We start from the raw sequence: 20,331 nt of genomic DNA on the forward strand, positions 1-20,331 counted from the left end.
CTCATATGCAAGTCGTTTTTAAATCCATCAAAGGTAAAAGGGAGTCTAACCAGGATTATATTCGGGTGACTAAGAGCCAAAGTAACTTATGCCTAGCAATCTTGTGTGACGGCATGGGAGGACATCAGGCAGGGGACTTGGCCAGCAAGATAGCAGCCGAGAACCTGGCTAAGTTATGGCAAGAATCCTACTTAACTTCCAAAGAGGATATCATTTTATGGTTGAAAGACAAGCTTAACCAGACCAATCAACTGATTTACCAAGAAAGTTTGAAAGACCCATCAGTTTTTGGCATGGGAACGACGGCGGTTTTGGCGGTTTTCTTAGATAAAGAAGTTATTTTTGCCAATGTTGGAGATTCTAGGGCCTACCAGGCTAGCCAGAACGGAGTTGAATTAGTCACTGAAGACCACTCTTTTGCCTATGAATTATACTTAAATGGTCAAATCACAGAAGAAGAGGCCCGAACCCATCATCAGAGAAACATGCTAACCCGATGTTTAGGTTTGCCCCAGTCCCCCCAAGTCGATATTTTTGACATTCCCATCCAAAACAAGTACTATGTCATGCTTTGCTCGGACGGTTTGTCGGACGTATTGACCAACCAGGCGATAGGAGAAATTTTGGGACAAGAGTCAAAGTTAGAGGATAAACTAACCAAATTAGTTGAAACAGCTTACGATGGAGGGTCAACCGATAACATTACAGTAGTCCTAGTTGACCTATTAGCTCATGGAGAGGAGGAAGACCAAAGTGAGCAGGAACAAGATTGATAACCGCTACAAGATCAAAAAATTAATTGGAACAGGTGGTATGGCCAAGGTCTTCCTAGCCCGTGATATGTTTTTGGACCGAGATGTGGCGGTTAAATTACTGGCTAGTTCCTTTATTGATGATCAAGAAAGTTTGAAACGTTTTCAAAGAGAAGCCATCTCGACAACGGAATTATCCCATGAAAATATCGTCAGCATTTACGATGTTGGCGAAGGAGCCCATCCCTTTATCGTGATGGAGTATGTGGACGGAACCGACCTCAAGACTTACATAAAAGACCACTATCCTATCCCCAATGATACGATTATCGACATTATGAGCCAGATCCTAAGCGGGATTGAATATGCCCACAGCCGGGGCATCATCCACCGTGATATCAAACCTCAAAACATTTTAATGGATTCTAATGGCCAGGTGAAGATTACGGACTTCGGTATTGCCCTAGCTGTTTCCCAGCATTCCATTACCCAGACCAACTCCCTTTTAGGAACGGTTCACTATATGTCGCCAGAACAGGCTAGGGGAGGGATGGCGACCCAAAAGTCCGATATTTATTCTTTAGGGATTGTCTTGTATGAGTTGTTGACGGGCCAAGTTCCCTTTAGAGGCGAATCTCCGGTATCGATTGCCCTCAAGCACTTTCAAGAGGACTTACCGGATATTAGGGAGCAAAATCCCAATGTGCCCCAGTCCTTGGCCAATGTTGTCCTCAAGGCTACCTGTAAGGACTCTGACTTACGCTATGACTCTGTTTATGACATGAGACAGGACTTAATGACAGCTTTAGACCCAAGCCGGCAAAATGAGCCAGTATTTGTTCCCGAGTCCCGGGAACAAGAAGATACTATTGTTATGTCACCCATAGGAGACCAGCCTAGCATGAGCCAATCAGGAGCTAGTCATGATGACTCACTAGGCCCCCGACCGAGCCCAGCCCCTAAGAAAAAAAGGCGCTGGCCCCTTGTCCTAGCCCTTATCATCTTGGCCCTTCTCCTAGGGGGAATTGTTTACTTTATCATGAATGCTGCTCCCAATCAGGTGGACCTGCCTGACTTGGAAAACCAGACACTTGAAGAAGCCGAGACTATTTTAGAAGACCTGCAGTTGCAAGTGGGTGAAGTGATCGAAGAGCCTAGTGAGGAGATAGAAGAAGGTCATGTGACCCGGTCTAACCCTGGTGCTGGCACCAAGGTCGACCTTGATTCGGAGATTGACCTCTTTGTTAGCACCGGCAGTGACTTGTTTAGCCTTGAGGATTTCACCGGCAGGAACTATGAAGAAGTCAGGGCCATTTTAACGGAAATTGGCTTTACGGTTGAAAGCAGGGAGGTCAGCCATAATGACATTGAAAGTGGCCAAATTGTTTCCCAAGACCTCTCACCCGGCCAGGAAGTTAAGCCAGAGGATACGACGATCACATTTGACGTTTCTACAGGTCCGGAAGGCTTTGCCTTTAGGGACTTAACAGGTTATACCCGGGTTGGGGTTGACGATTATATTGCTGACAATAATCTTAACCTGACCGTTGACTATCAATCGTCAGACCAGATGGAAGAAGGCCTGGTGGTGGACCAGAGTCCGGAGCCAGGGACCACCTTGTTTGAAAATGATAGTGTAACTGTTATCTTCTCAACTGGACCTGCTGACGGTCAGGATGAAGAAGACGAAGGAGAAGAGGAAGAAGACCAGGAAGAAGACCAAGACCAAGCTAACTATGAGAGCTTCTCCCGCCTGGTTCAAATCCAGTACCAGCCAAGTGGACAAGAGGATGACCAAGAAGATCCTGTCCCGAATGAAATAGAAGTTTACATTGATGACGAGGAAAACAGTATGGATGAGCCTGTCTTATCCTTTGAAATTACAGAGGATGTTACCCGGACCCTTAACTTTGTCGTTAAGGAAGGGGAGTCTGCCTCTTACCGGATAGTGAGGGATGGGCAGGTCATTAAGGAAGAAGAAGTTCAAAATATTTAAAAGGAGCGGTTTATGCTAGAAGGGCAGATTACCAAAGCCTTGAGTGGATTTTATTATGTAACAACTCAAAAAGGACAAACTTACCGGACCAAGGCAAGGGGACTTTTCCGCAAAAAAGAGCTAACCCCCTTGGTTGGGGACTATGTGACCTTTGACTTAGAGGAAGGGCAAGACGGTACCATCCTTGAAGTCAAGGACCGGAAAAACCTTCTGGTCCGGCCTCCTATTGCCAATATTGACTTGGCCTTTGTTATCTCATCTGCGGTCGACCCTAAATTTTCCCAGCAGCTTTTGGACCGGATGCTGGTTGTCCTGGAGTCTATCCACATCCAACCAGCCATCTATATCTCCAAGCTGGACTTGGCCCCCCATGACTTGGTTCATGAAATCAAGGTCCTGCAAGATTATTACCAGAACCTTGGCTATGACTTCCTCTGCCCGGAGGACGGCCAGGTTAACCAAGGCCAAATGCAAGCTATTATAGGTCACAAGCGGGTGGTTTTTATGGGCCAGTCAGGGGTTGGTAAGTCAAGACTCCTCAACCAGCTTAATGACCAGTTGAACTTATTGACCGGTCAAACGTCAAAAGCCTTGGGGCGGGGCCGGCACACCACCCGGCATGTGGAACTCCTGCCTATTTTTGAAGGCTACATTGCTGATACCCCAGGTTTTTCTTCCCTCGACTTGGAGGGGATCGAAAAGGAAGAATTAAGCCAATACTTCCCAGAATTTTGGGCAAGAAGGGCCCAATGCAAGTTTTCGGGTTGCCTCCACTACAAGGAACCTAAATGTGCCGTCAAAGCAGGTGTCGAAACAGGAGATCTGGATTCAAACCGCTACCGCCACTATGTCTATTTTTTAGAAGAAATAATGACACGCAAGCCAAAATACTAGACCCTAGAGGAGGCTATTATGAAAATCGCACCATCCTTACTCAGTGCTGACTTTGCCAACTTGCAACGGGATGTCCAGGAAGTAGACCAAGCTGGAGCAGACTGGATTCATATTGATGTCATGGATGGGTCCTTTGTTCCCAACTTGACTTTCGGTCCCAACTTGGTCCAAGCTATCCGGCCTCATACCAACTTGCCCTTGGATGTCCACCTCATGGTTAACCAACCGGAAAAATTCATTGAAGCTTTTGCTGAAGCCGGGGCGGACTGCCTGTCGGTCCAAGTGGAGTCGACCCAGCACATCCACCGGGCCATCCAAATGATTAAAGACCAGGGCTTGAAGGCTGGTGCTGTGATTAACCCGGGAACACCCAACCAAGCCTTGACCCCCCTATTAAGGGATCTCGATTATGTCTTGGTGATGACCGTTAACCCGGGCTTTGGCGGTCAGGCCTTTATTCCTTCTTGCCTGGACAAGATAGATCAATTAGCCCAAGATAGGACTGAGCTTGGGTTAGACTTTGAAATCCAAGTGGACGGGGGCATCAATGACCAAACGGTTAAGCAAGCCCGGGATGCTGGCGCTAATATTTTTGTGGCTGGGTCTTTTATTTTTACCCAAGGGAAAAGCCCCAAAGACCAAATAGACAAGTTAAGAGAAGGGTGAGTCAAGTCATGACGGTTCATATTGTTTTAGGAGCCCCCTTAAAGGCCCAAGATTTGGATTTAGATTACCAAGAGGGGGACCTAGTTTTAGGAGTTGACGGAGGAAGCCTCTTAGTTAAACAAGCCGGTTACCCCCTAGACCTTGCCTTGGGGGATTTTGATTCTTTGACCCAGCAGGAATTAAAAGAGGTGGATGCCTACGCAAACCAGCGTTATGTCAAGCCAGACCAGGACCATACTGATTTTGAACTGGCCTTAGACCTAGCCCGGGACTACAGCCGGGACGATTTAATCTATGTTTATAACTTTCAAGGAGGTCGAGTGGACCATTTTATCAGTATCAGTTATGTGGTTTACCTAGACCAATATGAAGACCTCATCCCACGTTTGTACTTGCTTGATCCTGCTAATACCGTTTCCTTTTGCCAGCCTGGGACTTACCAGATAAAAAAAGAGCCAGACAAAGACTACCTATCCTTTATAGCCATGACGCCAGTATCAGGTTTATCCCTGTCGGGGGTTAAATACCCCTTGGAAGATGAGGATTATGCAGTCCCTAGAGCCCTTATCTCTAACGAATTCGCTGGGGGAGAGGACATGGTCTTAAGCTTCAGAAAAGGTTTAGTGATGGTCGTTCAAAGTAAGGGATAATAGGTATAAAAAAATCGAGGGTGTTTTCCCTCGATTTTTTTATACGCGTTTAACTTTACCTGATTTTAGAGCTCGGGCAGAAACCCATACTTTTTTAGGTTTGCCGTCAACTAAGATTCTAACTTTTTGTAGGTTAGCACCAAAGGTCCGTTTAGAGTGGTTGTTGGCGTGTGAACGTTGGCCACCCCGTGATGCTTTACGTCCTGTTACATGACATTTTTTAGCCATGGTCTTCCCTCCTTTATTCCTAACAGCTTGTTGACTGGATCAAAACAAGCCTGCGAGCTAGTTTTCATACCTTGTTAAGTTACCACATATTTTAATTGGGATCAAGCTTTTTTTGTTGGATGTGGTATAATAAGCTCAATTAGCCTTGTACTTTTATACAGACCATATATATGGTAGAATGCAAGGGTATTTATCTATTTGCATAGCAATGCTTTCCCCTGACAGGGTTCGGGGAGTTGAAAGGGGCTAGGATATGTCACTCCTAATTAACAATGAAAATGGTAATATTGAAGTTTCAAATGATGTGATAGCAACTATCGTTGGCGGTGCTGCAACCGAGATCTTCGGCATTGTGGGCATGGCTAGTCGCAAGCAGGTCAGAGATGGCTTAAACGAGATCTTAAAGCGTGACAATTACGCTAAAGGGATCGAAGTGCGACAAGAGCGAGACCAAGTCATCATTGACGTCTATATCATTGTCAGTTATGGCATTAAAATTACTGAAGTATCTAAAAACGTTCAAGAACGGGTACGCTACCAGCTGAAATCGACTTTAGGGATTGAGGCTTCTTCTGTAAATGTCTTTGTCCAAGGTGTCCGTGTGTCAAATCGTTAGTCAGAAAGGGTATGAAAATATAAGATGAATGAGATAAAAGCAAAAGATTTCAAAAATATGGTCAATACCGGCCGCAAGCGCCTGGATGATAATGCGGAATATGTCAATTCACTCAATGTTTTCCCGGTACCTGATGGCGATACAGGCACGAATATGAACTTGACTTTTTCAACTGGGACAGAATCAGTCAATGAATCCCAGTCCGACCAGGTAGGGGACCTTGCTAAGTCCTTATCTAAAGGTCTCTTGATGGGGGCCCGGGGGAACTCGGGTGTTATCCTTTCCCAGCTTTTTAGAGGTTTTTCTAAAGCGGTGGAAGACAAGGAAACGTTAAGTGTTCAAGACTTTGCCGATGCCTTTAAGGCTGGTGTGGATTCAGCCTACAATGCGGTCATGAAACCTGTTGAAGGGACCGTTTTGACAGTGGCTAGGGAAGCGGCAGAAGCTGGCTTAGAAGCAGCCCAAAGTCAAAAGGATATTATTGGCTTGATGGAAGCGGTCTTGGAACAAGGCAAGGCCTCCCTCAAAAAAACACCAGACCTATTGCCTGTTTTAAAAGAAGTCGGAGTCGTTGACAGTGGGGGTCAAGGCTTAATCTATATTTATGAAGGATTCTTGTCAGCCCTAACTGGAGAAGAGATTGTTGAAGATGACAACAAGGCTGACTTAGACCAGTTAATCAAGGCGGAGCACCAGCAAAGTGGTGTCCATGATGCAGTTAAGTCAGAAGACATCCAGTATGGTTACTGTACAGAAATTATGGTGCGAATCGGAGAAGGCCGGACTGTAGACAGTGAATTTGATTATGACGAATTCCGGTCTTACTTGGACGGCTTAGGGGACTCCCTCTTGGTTGTGGCAGACGACGAAATTATCAAAGTCCACGTTCACACTGAAACCCCAGGTGAGGTCATGAATTACGGCCAAAAATTTGGGTCCTTGATTAAGATTAAAGTTGACAATATGAGAGAGCAACACTCTCAATTATCCGGCGGTTCATCTGCTGGACAAGATGGTTCAGCCAAAGCCCAAGAGAAAAAAGACCTGGCTGTAGTTGCTGTGGCAGCAGGTGAGGGTGTAGCAGACCTCTTCCGATCTATCGGGGTCGATTGTGTTCTAACTGGGGGCCAAACCATGAACCCAAGTACCCAAGACTTGGTGAAGGCCTTGGACCAGGTTCCTGCTGACAACTACATCATCTTGCCTAATAATAAGAACATCTTCATGTCAGCCAAGCAGGCAGTGGATGTTGCCTCAGCCAATGTCAAGGTGGTAGAAAGCCGGACCATCCAGCAAGGCTTATCGGCTATGTTAGGATATGACCCTAACCAGAACCTAGAGGCTAATGCAGAAGCCATGGCAGAGGAATCTTCCTATGTCGTATCCGGTGAAATCACCTCGGCCACCCGCGATACCGAAATAAATGGAGTCGCTATTAAGAAAGATGACTACATGGGAATTGTGGATGGCGACATTGTCTTAGCCAAAAGTGACCTTGAAGACTGCTTGCAGGCCACCATTCAATCCATGCTGGAAGAAGACAGTGAGATCATTACCATTATCTACGGTGAAGGTATCGACCAAGACACCGCCCAAGCTACGATCGATCGCTTGGTTGAAGCCTTCCCGGACTATGAAATTGAATCACACCAAGGCGATCAACCGGTCTACCCTTACCTTATCTCAGTAGAATAGTCAGACCAGGTGGTAGAAGAGTGGGAATGACTTGTTCATTTCCGCTTTTTTCATTTATAAAGGAGCAAGACCATGTCAATTTATGACCCGGTAAAAAACTTATCTGGAGTAGGGACCAAGCGTATGGAGGCCCTAAAGCAACTTGGCATTGAGACTATCATGGACCTCTTGACCTTTTACCCTTTCCGCTATGAAGACTTAAGGGTCCGGAACATTGAGGAGATTGAAGATCGCGAAAAAGTTGTCTTAAGAGGGCTTGCCGTTTCCGATGGGGTAGTAAGTTACTTCGGCCGAACCAAAAGCCGGTTAAAATTTCGCCTCAATGTTGACCAGGCCATTATTCCGGTAACTTTTTTTAACCAGCCCTATTTAAAAAAACAAGTCAAGGCCAACCATGAACTAACGGTCTTTGGGACCTGGGATTTGAAGCGCCAGTCCCTAACCGGGATCAAAATATTAAAAGCTGGAGAAAGTGATAGTCAAGAGGCTGTTTACCGGTCCAATAAGCAAATCAAGCAGAATACAATTTTTAAGTTAATCAAACAGGCTTGGGACAAGTACCAGGACCAAATTCCCCAGCTGATTCCCTATGACCTGACTCAAAAATACCAGCTGGATGACTTTCCCACTGCTATACGGAAAATCCACTTTCCAAACCAGGACGATGACCTCGCTCGGGCTCGTACCAGTCTTATTTTTACTGAATTTTTTACTTACCAATTAAGCCTGCAAAAAATTCGTCGGGACCATTCCCAAACCAATCCTGGCTCAACCCTCCATTACAGTTTGCCAGACTTAAAGAATTTTTTTAAAAGCCTAGATTTTGACTTAACGGGGGCCCAAAAAAGGGTGGTCAATGAAATTTGCAAGGACTTACTCCAGCCCAAGCAAATGTTCCGACTTTTGCAAGGGGATGTCGGTAGTGGTAAAACGGTAGTGGCAGCAGCAGCTATCTATGCGGTTTTTACTGGTCGCAAACAGGCGGCTATCATGGCACCGACTGAAATCTTGGCCGACCAACATTTTGCAAGTTTTCAGGACTTGTTTGCTGGCACTGACCTCAAACAAGCCTTACTCAAGTCTTCCACACCCGCCAAGGAAAGGGAAAAAATCTTACTTGATTTAGCCCAGGGAGAAATAGACTTGTTGGTGGGAACCCATGCCTTAATCCAGGATGATGTCATCTTTAAAGACCTTGCCCTGGTTGTCATTGACGAACAACACCGTTTTGGGGTCAAGCAGAGGGGAAAATTACGGGAGAAAGGCCAGGATCCAGATGTCCTTGCCATGACAGCTACCCCCATCCCCCGAACCTTGTCCATTACCGCTTATGGAGAGATGGATACTTCTATCATTGACCAGATGCCAGCGGGTCGCTTACCGGTTAAAACGATTTGGTTGCGTAATCAAAATTCCAGTCAAATGGTTAACTTTATCAAAAGAGAATTGGACCAAGGACGGCAAGCCTACGTAGTTTCCCCCTTGATTGAAGAGTCTGACAACCTGGACTTGCAAAACGCCTTAGACCTCTTTGACCTTTATAACCAGGTCTTTACTAGCTATCAAGTGGGCCTTCTACATGGCCAGATGAAAAAGGAAGAAAGAGACCAAGTTATGGCAGCCTTTAAAGATAACCAGGTTCAAATTCTTGTTTCGACAACGGTAATAGAAGTTGGGGTTGATGTCCAAAATGCAAGCATCATGATCATCCATGATGCTGACCGTTTTGGCCTAGCCCAGCTCCACCAATTACGGGGTAGGGTTGGTCGAGGAACAAGTCAAGCATATTGTATCCTTATTGCTGACCCCAAGGGAGAGAATGGGGTGAAGCGGATGCAGGTAATGACCGAATCCAATGATGGCTTTTTCCTCAGTGAGAAGGACCTAGCCATGCGGGGGCCAGGAGATGTCCTTGGGAGTATCCAGTCGGGCCTGCCCCAGTTTAAAATTGGTGACCTAGTGGAAGACGCTCCCATTCTGGAAAAGGCCAGGATAGAAAGCATCCACTACCTCATCCAGGACCCAGACTTGTCCCAGAATATTGATTTAAAAACCTATCTTTTATATAATCAACCAAATAGCAAAGGATTGTTAGACTAAGGAGGCAAACATGAGAATTGCAATTGACGCAATGGGCGGGGATAATGCCCCCCAAGCTATTGTAGCTGGAGCTATAAGGGCTGCCAGTGAACTGGACCAGGTAAACCTGGTCTTGTACGGTGATGAAGCAAAAGTAAATGAATTATTGGGTGAGAAACCTAGTAATATTGAAGTGGTAGCAACCAGCCAGGTTATTCAAGGGGACGACGAACCCGTCCGGTCAGTTAGAAGAAAAAAAGATGCATCTATGGTTCGGGCCGCTAGAGATGTGAAAGACGGCAAGGCTAATGCCTTGATTTCTGCTGGCAATACCGGGGCCTTGCTGACAGCTGGGACCTTAATTATTGGACGAATAAAAGGTTTAGACCGACCAGCCTTGATGGGGACTCTCCCTTCTTTATACAGTGACAAGGTCTTTCAACTGATGGACCTGGGAGCCAATGCCGACTGCAAGCCCCTAAACCTGGACCAATTTGCTGTCTTAGGTAGCTATTATGCCAAAAATATGCGGGGGGTTGACCAGCCTAAGGTAGCCCTTTTGAACAATGGGACTGAAGACAGCAAGGGCAATGACCTATCCAAGTCTGCCTTTGAACTTTTGTCAAAAAACCAGGCTATTGATTTTATTGGAAATATTGAAGCCAAAGAAATCCTACAAGCACCGGCAGATGTTATTGTGACAGATGGCTTTACCGGAAATGCTGTCTTGAAGAGTATGGAAGGAACAGCTAAGGCAGTGATTGACCAGATCAAGTCCACCCTCAAGTCAGGTAGTGTCAAGACTAAACTAGGCGGTTTCTTGATCAAAAAAGACTTATCCAGCTTAAAAGACCTCCTGGATTATTCTAAAATTGGTGGCGCTGTCTTGTTTGGCACTCGGGCACCAGTTATTAAAACCCATGGATCGGCTAATGCTGAAGCTCTCTACCACACGGTCAAACAAGCCAGAGACATTATTGACAGCCAGGCTATTCAAGCTCTAAGTCAATATTTTGAACAAGAGAAAATAAAGTGAAAATTCAGTAATCTCTAGCCTAAAGTATGGAAATAGTGTACAATACATGTATTAAATTAAGCCCTTTAAGATATGAGTAAGAATTAAAAACGGAGGTAATGACCAAATGGAAGACCAAGAAGTTTTTGACAAAGTTCAAAGTATTATTGTAGACCGCTTAGGTGTGGATGAAAGTAAAATCACTCGAGAAACCCGCTTCCAAGAAGACATCGGAGCCGACTCCTTAGATATCGTCGAACTCATCATGGAAATGGAAGACTACTTTGGCCGTGAAATTTCGGATGAAGAAGCAGAGCAGATGACCACAGTTGGTAAGGCTGTTGACTTCATTTCAGAAAATATTGACTAAATCCTCAAAAAAACTTTTATTATTTTAAAGTTTTACTTGCTTTTTTAATTTTTATAATTAAAATAATAAATATAACCTTTAAGAAATGAGATTAATGAGATGGATATGATATCTTAAATTATTTCATTTTGCTAATTTGGAAATGATTTAAGGAGGAAGGAAAGTGGCCATTGAAAACCGCTTATTAGAAGTCAATAACTTAGAAGTTGGTTTCCGCTTTGGGGAAGTCTACCATAACGCAGTTGATGGTGTGTCGATCACCTTGGACAAGAATGAAATCCTAGCTATCGTTGGCGAGTCCGGTTGTGGTAAGTCCACCTTGGCAACTGCTATCATTGGCTTGCATGACCCCCTCAACACTAAGATTTCTGGGGAGATCATCTACAATGATTTAGATTTAACTAACTTAAGCGAGAAACTCTACAACAAGATCAGGGGTAACGACATCGGTATGATTTTCCAAGACCCGCTTGGATCCTTGAATCCCGTGATGACCATTTATGACCAAATCGCCGAGTCTTTGATTTACCACTCTGAATTAAATGAAAAAGAAAGACGGGCCCGGGTTTTAGAACTCCTGAACCAGGTTGGGATTCCCCGACCAGAGCAAGTGATGAAGTCTTACCCCCATGAATTATCTGGTGGGATGAGACAGCGGGTGGTGATCGCCATCGCCTTGGCCAATAAGCCACCCGTGATTATTGCTGATGAACCCACTACTGCCTTAGACGTGACTATCCAAGCTCAAATTTTGGACTTGATGAAGGAAATCCAAGCAGAGACTGAATCAGGCATTATCCTCATTACCCACGACTTGGGTGTTGTGGCCGAGACAGCTGACCGGGTAGCAGTCATGTATGCGGGCCAAATTGTGGAAGAAGCACCAGTCGATGTCTTGTTTAACGAACCTAAACACCCTTATACCCGGTCCTTACTCAAGTCAGTTCCCCATGAATTAGAAGAAGGGGAAGAGTTGCACGTGATTCAAGGGAGTGTCCCCCCTCTAGAAGAATTGCCACGGACAGGTGACCGCTTCCGTAACCGGGTGCCTTGGTTGCCAGATGAAGCCTTTGACGAGAACCCGCAATTAACTGAAATTGCACCTAACCACAAGGTCAGAGGGAATTCCTGGAAGCATTTCTACTTTGAAGGGGAGGAGGACCAAAAATGAGTTTAATTCAATTAGACAACCTCAAGGTCCACTACCCGATCCGGGGTGGCATTTTTAATACCATCCAGACCTATGTCAAGGCCGTTGATGGAGTATCCATCACCATTGAATCTGGTAAAACATACGGCTTGGTAGGGGAATCCGGATCTGGCAAGACAACCATTGGGAAAGCATTAATCGGTTTGGAATCCATTACCGACGGCCACATTTACTATGACGGCAAGGAAGTGACCAATAAGGCCAGAAGCCGGAAGAAGGAATATGCCGATTACAATAAAGATGTCCAGATGATTTTCCAAGACTCAACCTCTGCCTTAAATCCTAAAAAACGGATCCGGGACGTCATCGCTGAACCCATCAATAACTATTTCGACTACTCCAGTGATGAAGTTACTAGACGGGTGATTGAGTTACTTGAGATCGTCGGACTAAGTGAAAATGCCATGTACCGTTACCCTCACGAGTTCTCTGGAGGGCAAAGACAGCGGATCGGTGTAGCTCGGGCCGTAGCTTGCAATCCTAAATTAATCATAGCAGATGAACCTACATCAGCCCTAGACTTATCGGTCCAGGCCCAGGTCTTAAACTTTATGAGACGGATCCAGACTGAATATGGTTTGAGTTACTTGTTTATCTCCCATGACCTAGGGGTTGTCAAACACATGTCAGATGATATTGCCATTATGCACCGAGGACGGTTTGTAGAGCAGGGGGCCAAGGACAAGATCTACAATAACCCTCAACACATTTACACCAAGCGTCTATTATCGGCCATTCCTGAAATGAATCCCAATACTCGGGAGGAACATAAGGCTAACCGCCAGCGGGTAGAGGCTGAATATAGGGCCCAAGAAGTAGAATATTACGATCCTGACGGAAGAGTTTATGACTTGACCTACTATGAAGACAACCATTTTGTGGCCTTTAAACCAGACGCTAAGGATAGTGACCGTCAGGCGAAAGAAGTCGAAACTGCAAAAGGGGGACAAGCATAATGTGGAAAACAGTTGTTAGACGGATTTTAATTATGATCCCCCAGATCATTTTGTTAAGTCTATTAGTCTTTATCGTTGCTAATTTTATGCCTGGGGATCCGTTTACAGGCCTAATCGACCCGAATATGGATGCTAAACAGATTGAACAGATGCGTGAAGCTGCTGGATTAAATGACCCCTTGCCAGTTCGGTATTTTAACTGGGTCACCAATGCCTTGCAAGGAGACTTTGGACGAAGTTTTACCCACCGGGTACCGGTCGCTACCATTATTGGTCAGCGGGCCGCCAACTCCATTCGATTGGGGATTGTATCGATCTTCTTCTCCTACCTGATTGCCCTACCATTTGGACTTTTTGCCGGCCGGTACAAGGATTCCTGGTTTGACTCACTTGTCTTGATATATAACTATGTCTCCTATGCCATCCCAGTCTTTGTCCTAGCCTTGTTAATGGTCTACATATTTGGCTACCGACTTGGTTGGTTCCCAACGCGTGGGACGGTTAATGTCAACTTAAGACCAGGAACAATAGAATACTATCTCGATATGATCTACCGCTTGATCCTACCTGGCTTTACCAGTGGGGTGTTAGGGACTGTCTCCATTACCCAAACCCTAAGGAGTGAGGTTATCGACACCAAGAGTCGGGATTTTGTCCGCACAGCTCGGTCCAAAGGTGTTCCAGTCAATAAGGTTTACACTAAACACATTTTCCGGAATTCCTTCTTACCGATTGCCTCTTCCATTGGTTTCATCATTGTTACCTTGCTAAATGGTTCCATCTTTATTGAACAAATTTTTGCTTACAATGGTATGGGGGTCCTCTTCCTTAACAGTATTACTGGTCGTGACTATCCAGTCGTTGTATCCTTAGTCCTACTTTACGGGTTAATTGCCATTGTCGGTTCATTGATATCCGATATCATCATGACCATGGTTGACCCAAGAATTAGGATAGATTAAAGCTAGAAAGGACGGAGCATATGCCGAAAGTTGATAGTAACTATGCGGAGTCTGTGGCCAGTGACGTTGAAAAATCGACACCACCTTTAGGCTTTAAAGTTATCATCCGTGAATTTAAAAAAGATAAAGTTGCCTTGACCGCCTTAATCATCTTAATCTTGATTGCACTTTTTGTCGTCGCCTGGACCATCCGCTTAGATGTTCCAGAAGTTATGCGGGTTGATGTCTTCAACCGCTTCCACCCACCGGTAGAATTTGAATGGTCTAACTTCATCGATGCCTGGAACGGGGAGCGAACCTACCTCCTAGGGGCTGATGAAAGTGGGATTGATGTTTTTCACCAGCTAATTGTAGGGACCGGTAATTCTGTTATAATTGGTTTCTTGGTAACTACTATTATGGCCGTTATCGGTATTGGACTAGGGGTCATATCAGGTTACTATGGGGGAGCTGTTGACAATGCCATCATGCGGTTCACTGACTTTATCATGATTTTACCGACAACGATGATCGTTATCGTATTTATTGTTATTATTCCAGAAGTAACAATTGCATCATTTGTTTTTATTATGAGTATCTTCGCTTGGACCGGTTTCTGCCGTACCATCCGCAGTCGGGCCTTGTCAGAAGGGGAGCTGGATTATATCTCTGCTTCTAAGACCATGGGGACACCAACTTGGAAGATTATCCTAAGTGAAATGTTACCTAACTTGGCATCCTTAATTATGATCCAGTTGATTTTATCTTACGCAGCTAATATCGGCTTAGAGACAGGGTTGACCTTCCTAGGCTTTGGCCTACCGCCAGAGATCCCAACTTTGGGCACCTTGGTATCTGCTGCAACTTCTCCAGAGAACCTGGAGCTTAGACCTTGGGTTTGGTTGCCAGCATCATTGACTATCCTAACCTTGATGCTGTGTATAAACTACGTCGGACAGGCTCTTAAACGGTCAACCGACGCTAAACAACGTTTAGGATAAGTATATTGACCTTATAGGGGGAATTATTATGTCATTAAGAAAGAAATATGCCATGCTAGTCGGATCAGCCAGTCTAGCTCTACTCTTAGTCGCTTGTGGCGGCGAAAGTAATGACGGGGGCAACGGGGGCGCAGATACTGAAGAAACTACCAGCGAAGAGACTGGTGAGGAAGCAGGTCAAGAAGGCGAAGGAGAAGGTTCAAGTGAAGACTCCGGTGAAGGTGACCAGGCTGCTTCTGTACCGGAATTTGAATCCACTGTCTCTAATGAAGGCGACCCTATCGATGGCGGTGTAGCCCAGGTTGGGATCGTTTCAGACACAGCTTGGACTGGTATCTTTGACCACCAATTGTATCAAATTAATACGGACTCCACCATCGGAAGTTACTTCTTAGGTAATCTATTAACCCAGGATGAAAACTTCGCCTTAGTGGGTGGAGAAGAATGGGGAACAGCTGCGGATATCGAATTTGACGAAGACAATGCTACCGCAACCATTACCGTCCGTGACGGAGTCTACTGGCATGACGGCGAGCAGGTTACCGCAGACGACGTAGTCTTTGCCCACGAAGTTATTGGGGACCCAGACTACACTGGTATCCGGTATGGGGATGAATTTACCAATATTGAAGGGATGGAAGAATTCAAGGCAGGAGAAGCTGATTCAATCTCAGGCTTGGAATTGTCTGAGGACCAAATGTCCGTTACCATCCACTACAAGGACTTTAACCCTAAAATGACCCAGGCCGGCGGGGGCGTTTGGTCTTATGCTGCCCCTAGACACTACTTGGGTGATATTCCAGCTGCCGACCTAGAATCCCACCCTAATATCCGTGAGAACCCAATCGGCTTTGGTCCTTTCAAAGTTGACAACGTGGTCCCTGGGGAGTCCTTAGAGCTATCCGCTTTTGAAGACTACTATGACGGAGCGCCGAAGATCGACGGGATTACTATTGAACGGATTCCGGTATCAGGAGCCGTCGAAGCCCTTAGAGCCGGGGAATTTGACTGGGTTGATTCCATGCCGACCGACCAGTTTGATACCTTCCAGGACGGCATTCCTGGCTACACTACCCTGGGCTATCCAGGACAGTCTTACGACTACCTTGGCTTTAAGATGGGTGAATGGGACAGTGAAAGTCAAAGTGTTCAATTTAACCCAGATGCTAAAATGGCTGACAAAAACTTGCGTCAAGCCATGGGATATGCTTTGGACATTGACCGGGTTGGGGAGACTTTCTACAACGGTCTACGACGCCGGGCCAACTCCCACATTGTACCGAACTTTGCTGACTTCCACCGGGATGACTTAGAGGGCTACCCATATGATCCAGACCGTGCCAACCAATTACTGGACGAAGCCGGCTATGAAGACACTGATGGGGACGGCTTCCGGGAAGACCCGAATGGTGATCCATTAGAAATTACCTATGCCGCTCGTGCGGGGTCAGAAGTGGCTGAACCAATTGCCCAATACTATATCCAAGCTTGGGAAGAAATTGGCCTTAACGTTTCCCTCTTGGAAGGACGACTCCACGAAGTTAATGCCTTCTACGACCGAGTTCAAGGGGACGATCCAGCTATTGATGTCTATGAAGCGGGTTGGGGAGTTGGATCCGACCCTACACCAGATGGTCTATACGGACCAAATGCGCCATTTAACTACCCACGTTACGAAAGTGAAGAAAACAACCAATTCCTAGCAGACCTGGTATCGGATGAATCCTTTGATGATGAATACCGCACCCAAGTCTTCTATGACTGGCAAGAATTCTTCATGGATGAAGCCCCAACAATCCCGACATTCTGGCGAACAGAGTTGCAGTTGGTTAACGACCGGGTATCCCAATTCGTACACAGTTCAGTCCCTGGTGCAGACCCTCAAGAATACGGGCTCAACCAAATTGAATTGTTAGCAAATCAACCTGTAACAGAATAAGGTCAATATCAAGTAAAAGCTTGCAAGCCAAAACGGACTTGCAAGCTTTTTTTATGTGCGCCCGGCATGGGTGACAACTTGGTGGTGAAAGTCCATTGCAGGCCTGGCAGTAGGAACTGTTAGCTGAAGGCAAGGGTGTCCATCGTGAGGTGGAATCTGAAGGAAGCTGGAGGCAAACACTCGCACTGACGAACAGAAACTTCATATCAAGGCTGATTTGGGATGGATGAGCTTGCATAACAAAGTAAAGTCCAATACTGCACAAGTCCCTTTCAGTAAATGAAGCAGTGACATGAGTGGAAGGTTGTCACACCTTACTCGGGGAGGTCTCACTAGCGTTTAGTAGTAACAACGAATAGTGAGAAGTCAGCCGAGGTCATAGTAGCTACGTTGTAGCGAAGGACTGAACAATATTCATACAAAGTATAGAACGGAGGTTAAAGTTTACGAATAGGACAGAAAACAATCGAAGAGATTGGCAATCGGTGGAGAGAATAGGTGGAACCGAAAGGGTAAGCCGATGCGTCTAGTAAACTTTAGGTGAAATGACAGAAATGTATCGTAAGTCTCCAAACTTAATGGAGCAAGTTGTTGACAGAAGAAACTTGGAAACAGCAGCCAAAGCCGTTAAACGGAACAAAGGCGCTGCAGGTATTGACGGTATGACCGTTTTTGAGATAGAGGAGCACATTCAAGCGTATTATCAACCCTTACGGAAGAAATTACTTGATGGAACGTATAAGCCTCAACCAGTTAAACGAGTAGAAATACCAAAGCCGAATGGAGAAAAACGAAAGTTAGGTATACCTTGTGTGCGGGATAGAGTTGTTCAACAAGCCATACGGCAAGTAATTGAACCGATTATAGACCCGCACTTCTATGACAACAGTCACGGATTCCGACCAGGGAAAAGCACGCACAGTGCTCTCAAGCAATGTGCACAGTATTATAAAGAAGGCTATCGTGTTGTAGTTGATTGTGACCTCAAACAATGCTTTGACACGCTCAATCACGACAAACTTATCTATTATCTTGAACAGTACATCCAAAATAAAATGATACTGAAAATTATCCGTAAGTTTTTGAGAGCGGGTGTAATTGATTTGACTAGCGAATTTATCGCAAGTGAAACAGGGGCACCACAAGGTGGTGTTCTATCACCGCTTTTGAGTAATGTGTACTTACATGAACTGGATAAAGAGTTGGTTAACCGTGGTCACCGATTTGTCCGATACGCAGATGACTTTGTCATCTACGTTAAATCAAAACGAGCCGGTGAACGGGTAATGAACAGCATCACACGCTTTATTGAAAAAGACTTAAAGTTAATCGTCAATCAAGACAAAAGCCAGGTTGGGTCTCCTACCCGTTTAAAGTTTTTGAGCTGTCTGATGAAGCAAGTGAATGGGGATTATCGTTTTATCCCAACCAAAGAAGCCAAGCAGAAATTCAAACGCAGATTGAGAAAGCTGACCAGTCGTAAACGGCCAGGTACTTTTAAAAAGATAATGACTGAAATTAATCGAGTCACCCGCGGTTGGATTAATTACTTTGGTTTAGGCTTCATTAAAAGCTTTATCAAAGAAGTTGAGCAATGGTTAAATCACCGTATCAGACAGCTGATTCTTAAACGGTGGAAACGTCCACGAACTATTATACCAAAGTTGGAACAATATGGACTGGACTTAGATTCAGCCAAACGGATTGCGTATTCACGCAAAAAGTACTGGCGACTGTCATGCACACATGAATTTCATCGTGCAATAACAACAGAAAGACTCAGCAAGTGGGGCTTAGTTCCACTAAGCACTATCGCTGAGTCTGCTTACGCAAGATATTGAACCGCCGTGTACGGAACCGTACGCACGGTGGTGTGAGAGGTCGACTAGCCAATTAATGGCTAGTCTCCTACTCGATTTGAGATATTTAACTACACATTGAAGTAATCTTCTAGGTACCTAGCCAGACCATCTTCATCATTGCTGTAGGGGGTAATGTCGTTAGCAATCTCTTTTAGCGGTAAAATAGCATTATTCATGGCTACCCCAATGCCGGCATACTGGATCATTTCATAGTCATTGTTTTCATCGCCAAAAGCTAAGATGTCATCCCGGTCTATCCCGTAGTACTTAGCCACTTGTTCCAAACCCATTGCCTTTTGGGTGCCGGAGGAGACAATTTCCAGGCAAGGGGCAAAGCCACCCCAAGTCCGGACTTCCACAAAATTACCGTAGTCTGCAATAATTTCTTTTTCCAACTTCCGCTGCAAGTACTTGTCTTGGGTAAAGACATTCACACAGGTGGCTTCTTGGTTAAAGACCTGGTTGCCAAGATACTTGGCTTGACCTGGTCCATGTGGGAAAAAATCAGGGTAGGGGATATAGTGACTTGACGTATAAACTGAATCATCCACTTCAGCTGAAACTAGCTTGACCTTGTCATTATGCTTCAGCCGGAATAATTCACTAACCACATCGCTAGGCAGGGTGATTCGGTAGCCAGGCGACCAGTTTTTTTCTTGGGGGTGGTGGCAGTAGGCTCCGTTAAAATTAACCATGGGGGTTTTGAGGCCCAGGTCTTGGTAATAGTTAAAGCTTGTCCGGTAGGGCCGCCCAGTCACAATGGTCACAAGGTGTCCCGCCTCTTGGAGGGCCTTTATAACCCGGATGGTCCGTTTGGAAATTTTTTGCTGGGTGTTCAGGGTCGTTCCGTCCAAGTCAATGGCAATTAATTTTTGATTCATCTTATCCTCCTAGTCAGGGTATTTTTACCAATATTACCACAAACGAAGCAAAAAGCTAAGTTGTCTAGACTAGACAAGAGACATGGTTATGGTAAACTAAAGATAAGTTTAGATAGAGGGGGATTGAAATGGCTGAACAAGAAGAAGTATGGTCGCAAGAAGAGATCGACCATATCAAGGATAAAATTATGCAGGCCATGGAAGCCGTCATCGACCCGGAATTAGGGATTGATATTGTCAACTTAGGATTGATTTATGAAGTTAATGTTTTTAACGGTGGTTATTGCGAAATGAAAATAACCTTGACCACTATGGGCTGCCCCTTGGCTGATGTGATCACAGAAGATATCCATAAGGCCATGGAAGAGATTGATGAGATCAATGAACTGGATGTCAAGCTCGTCTGGTACCCTGCCTGGGATACTTCTCGCATGACCCGGTATGCCCGTATTGCCCTAGGTATTCGGTAAAACAAGATTTTAAAAGAAGAGGGCCATGACCACGTCGTGTCATGCGCCTTTTCTTTTTGCTTGCAACAGGCTTCTAACGAGCTAGCGAGATAAAATAAAAGATTGAAACA

General features: G+C 45.3%; 19 protein-coding genes. 17 read left to right on the plus strand and 2 right to left on the minus strand.

Annotated elements, in window-relative coordinates; all coding sequences use genetic code 11:
* Nucleotides 1-5 precede the first annotated feature (5 nt).
* The 5 genes from HMPREF9698_RS01280 to HMPREF9698_RS01300 are packed head-to-tail and all read left to right on the plus strand — an operon-like array spanning nucleotide 6 to nucleotide 4,958.
* The gene (locus HMPREF9698_RS01280; RefSeq protein ID WP_003776511.1) at nucleotides 6-773 is read left to right on the plus strand and encodes a Stp1/IreP family PP2C-type Ser/Thr phosphatase; all 768 of its coding nucleotides are present in this window, start codon (nucleotides 6-8) and stop codon (nucleotides 771-773) included.
* Nucleotides 754-2,748 (plus strand): Stk1 family PASTA domain-containing Ser/Thr kinase, encoded by a 1,995-nt coding sequence (gene pknB / locus HMPREF9698_RS01285; RefSeq protein ID WP_003776513.1) that lies wholly within the window; start codon nucleotides 754-756, stop codon nucleotides 2,746-2,748. The genes HMPREF9698_RS01280 and pknB overlap by 20 nt, the downstream gene beginning before the upstream one ends.
* A 12-nt stretch (nucleotides 2,749-2,760) precedes the next feature.
* Nucleotides 2,761-3,642, plus strand: a complete 882-nt coding sequence (gene rsgA, locus HMPREF9698_RS01290; protein ID WP_003776515.1) for a ribosome small subunit-dependent GTPase A — start codon at nucleotides 2,761-2,763, stop codon at nucleotides 3,640-3,642.
* An 18-nt stretch (nucleotides 3,643-3,660) separates the two neighbouring features.
* On the plus strand, nucleotides 3,661-4,308 hold the full coding sequence (gene rpe / locus HMPREF9698_RS01295) for a ribulose-phosphate 3-epimerase (protein ID WP_003776517.1): 648 nt from the start codon (nucleotides 3,661-3,663) through the stop codon (nucleotides 4,306-4,308).
* Between the two features lie 8 nt (nucleotides 4,309-4,316).
* On the plus strand, nucleotides 4,317-4,958 hold the full coding sequence (locus HMPREF9698_RS01300) for a thiamine diphosphokinase (protein ID WP_003776519.1): 642 nt from the start codon (nucleotides 4,317-4,319) through the stop codon (nucleotides 4,956-4,958).
* A gap of 39 nt (nucleotides 4,959-4,997) precedes the next feature.
* On the opposite strand, the gene rpmB is transcribed toward HMPREF9698_RS01300, so the two are convergent.
* On the minus strand, nucleotides 4,998-5,186 hold the full coding sequence (gene rpmB / locus HMPREF9698_RS01305; RefSeq protein ID WP_003776521.1) for a 50S ribosomal protein L28: 189 nt from the start codon (nucleotides 5,184-5,186) through the stop codon (nucleotides 4,998-5,000).
* Between the two features lie 253 nt (nucleotides 5,187-5,439).
* On the opposite strand from rpmB, the gene HMPREF9698_RS01310 reads away from it, so the two are divergent.
* The 11 genes from HMPREF9698_RS01310 to ltrA all read left to right on the plus strand — a co-directional run bounded on the left by HMPREF9698_RS01310 (nucleotide 5,440) and on the right by ltrA (nucleotide 18,849).
* Nucleotides 5,440-5,802: an Asp23/Gls24 family envelope stress response protein gene (locus HMPREF9698_RS01310; RefSeq protein ID WP_003776522.1), complete on the plus strand. Its 363-nt coding sequence runs from the start codon at nucleotides 5,440-5,442 to the stop codon at nucleotides 5,800-5,802.
* Between the two features lie 24 nt (nucleotides 5,803-5,826).
* A complete protein-coding gene (locus HMPREF9698_RS01315; protein ID WP_003776524.1) occupies nucleotides 5,827-7,497 on the plus strand; it encodes a DAK2 domain-containing protein in 1,671 nt (556 codons plus the stop codon).
* Between the two features lie 72 nt (nucleotides 7,498-7,569).
* On the plus strand, nucleotides 7,570-9,597 hold the full coding sequence (recG, locus tag HMPREF9698_RS01320) for an ATP-dependent DNA helicase RecG (protein WP_003776526.1): 2,028 nt from the start codon (nucleotides 7,570-7,572) through the stop codon (nucleotides 9,595-9,597).
* Nucleotides 9,598-9,607: 10 nt separating this feature from the next.
* Nucleotides 9,608-10,612, plus strand: coding sequence for a phosphate acyltransferase PlsX (plsX, locus tag HMPREF9698_RS01325; RefSeq protein ID WP_003776527.1), 1,005 nt, complete (start codon nucleotides 9,608-9,610; stop codon nucleotides 10,610-10,612).
* Between the two features lie 106 nt (nucleotides 10,613-10,718).
* Nucleotides 10,719-10,961: an acyl carrier protein gene (gene acpP / locus HMPREF9698_RS01330; RefSeq protein ID WP_003776531.1), complete on the plus strand. Its 243-nt coding sequence runs from the start codon at nucleotides 10,719-10,721 to the stop codon at nucleotides 10,959-10,961.
* A gap of 163 nt (nucleotides 10,962-11,124) precedes the next feature.
* Nucleotides 11,125-12,132: an ABC transporter ATP-binding protein gene (locus HMPREF9698_RS01335; protein ID WP_003776533.1), complete on the plus strand. Its 1,008-nt coding sequence runs from the start codon at nucleotides 11,125-11,127 to the stop codon at nucleotides 12,130-12,132.
* Complete coding sequence (locus HMPREF9698_RS01340) at nucleotides 12,129-13,127, plus strand: ATP-binding cassette domain-containing protein (protein WP_003776536.1); 999 nt, start codon at nucleotides 12,129-12,131, stop codon at nucleotides 13,125-13,127. Before HMPREF9698_RS01335 ends, HMPREF9698_RS01340 begins: the two co-directional genes overlap by 4 nt.
* Nucleotides 13,127-14,089 (plus strand): oligopeptide ABC transporter permease, encoded by a 963-nt coding sequence (gene opp4B, locus HMPREF9698_RS01345; RefSeq protein ID WP_003776537.1) that lies wholly within the window; start codon nucleotides 13,127-13,129, stop codon nucleotides 14,087-14,089. The genes HMPREF9698_RS01340 and opp4B overlap by 1 nt, the downstream gene beginning before the upstream one ends.
* 20 nt (nucleotides 14,090-14,109) lie before the next feature.
* Nucleotides 14,110-15,069: an ABC transporter permease gene (locus tag HMPREF9698_RS01350; protein ID WP_003776539.1), complete on the plus strand. Its 960-nt coding sequence runs from the start codon at nucleotides 14,110-14,112 to the stop codon at nucleotides 15,067-15,069.
* A gap of 28 nt (nucleotides 15,070-15,097) precedes the next feature.
* On the plus strand, nucleotides 15,098-17,008 hold the full coding sequence (locus HMPREF9698_RS01355; RefSeq protein WP_003776541.1) for an oligopeptide ABC transporter substrate-binding protein: 1,911 nt from the start codon (nucleotides 15,098-15,100) through the stop codon (nucleotides 17,006-17,008).
* 545 nt (nucleotides 17,009-17,553) lie between these two features.
* Complete coding sequence (gene ltrA, locus HMPREF9698_RS01360) at nucleotides 17,554-18,849, plus strand: group II intron reverse transcriptase/maturase (RefSeq protein ID WP_003776543.1); 1,296 nt, start codon at nucleotides 17,554-17,556, stop codon at nucleotides 18,847-18,849.
* Between the two features lie 89 nt (nucleotides 18,850-18,938).
* On the opposite strand, the gene HMPREF9698_RS01365 is transcribed toward ltrA, so the two are convergent.
* A complete protein-coding gene (locus HMPREF9698_RS01365; RefSeq protein WP_003776545.1) occupies nucleotides 18,939-19,751 on the minus strand; it encodes a Cof-type HAD-IIB family hydrolase in 813 nt (270 codons plus the stop codon).
* 128 nt (nucleotides 19,752-19,879) lie between these two features.
* Between HMPREF9698_RS01365 and HMPREF9698_RS01370 the strand changes: the two genes are divergently transcribed.
* Nucleotides 19,880-20,221 (plus strand): metal-sulfur cluster assembly factor, encoded by a 342-nt coding sequence (locus tag HMPREF9698_RS01370; RefSeq protein WP_003776546.1) that lies wholly within the window; start codon nucleotides 19,880-19,882, stop codon nucleotides 20,219-20,221.
* Nucleotides 20,222-20,331: the final 110 nt, after the last annotated feature.

The organism is Alloiococcus otitis ATCC 51267 (assembly GCF_000315445.1).
Classification (GTDB): domain Bacteria; phylum Bacillota; class Bacilli; order Lactobacillales; family Carnobacteriaceae_A; genus Alloiococcus; species Alloiococcus otitis.

Coding starts and splice junctions, on each gene's coding strand:
- HMPREF9698_RS01280 (WP_003776511.1), top strand. CDS start 6: ATGCAAGTCGTTTTTAAATCCATCAAAGGTAAAAGGGAGTCTAACCAG.
- rsgA (WP_003776515.1), top strand. CDS start 2,761: ATGCTAGAAGGGCAGATTACCAAAGCCTTGAGTGGATTTTATTATGTA.
- rpe (WP_003776517.1), top strand. CDS start 3,661: ATGAAAATCGCACCATCCTTACTCAGTGCTGACTTTGCCAACTTGCAA.
- HMPREF9698_RS01300 (WP_003776519.1), top strand. CDS start 4,317: ATGACGGTTCATATTGTTTTAGGAGCCCCCTTAAAGGCCCAAGATTTG.
- rpmB (WP_003776521.1), bottom strand. CDS start 5,186: ATGGCTAAAAAATGTCATGTAACAGGACGTAAAGCATCACGGGGTGGC.
- HMPREF9698_RS01310 (WP_003776522.1), top strand. CDS start 5,440: ATGTCACTCCTAATTAACAATGAAAATGGTAATATTGAAGTTTCAAAT.
- HMPREF9698_RS01315 (WP_003776524.1), top strand. CDS start 5,827: ATGAATGAGATAAAAGCAAAAGATTTCAAAAATATGGTCAATACCGGC.
- recG (WP_003776526.1), top strand. CDS start 7,570: ATGTCAATTTATGACCCGGTAAAAAACTTATCTGGAGTAGGGACCAAG.
- plsX (WP_003776527.1), top strand. CDS start 9,608: ATGAGAATTGCAATTGACGCAATGGGCGGGGATAATGCCCCCCAAGCT.
- acpP (WP_003776531.1), top strand. CDS start 10,719: ATGGAAGACCAAGAAGTTTTTGACAAAGTTCAAAGTATTATTGTAGAC.
- HMPREF9698_RS01340 (WP_003776536.1), top strand. CDS start 12,129: ATGAGTTTAATTCAATTAGACAACCTCAAGGTCCACTACCCGATCCGG.
- opp4B (WP_003776537.1), top strand. CDS start 13,127: ATGTGGAAAACAGTTGTTAGACGGATTTTAATTATGATCCCCCAGATC.
- HMPREF9698_RS01350 (WP_003776539.1), top strand. CDS start 14,110: ATGCCGAAAGTTGATAGTAACTATGCGGAGTCTGTGGCCAGTGACGTT.
- HMPREF9698_RS01355 (WP_003776541.1), top strand. CDS start 15,098: ATGTCATTAAGAAAGAAATATGCCATGCTAGTCGGATCAGCCAGTCTA.
- ltrA (WP_003776543.1), top strand. CDS start 17,554: ATGACAGAAATGTATCGTAAGTCTCCAAACTTAATGGAGCAAGTTGTT.
- HMPREF9698_RS01365 (WP_003776545.1), bottom strand. CDS start 19,751: ATGAATCAAAAATTAATTGCCATTGACTTGGACGGAACGACCCTGAAC.
- HMPREF9698_RS01370 (WP_003776546.1), top strand. CDS start 19,880: ATGGCTGAACAAGAAGAAGTATGGTCGCAAGAAGAGATCGACCATATC.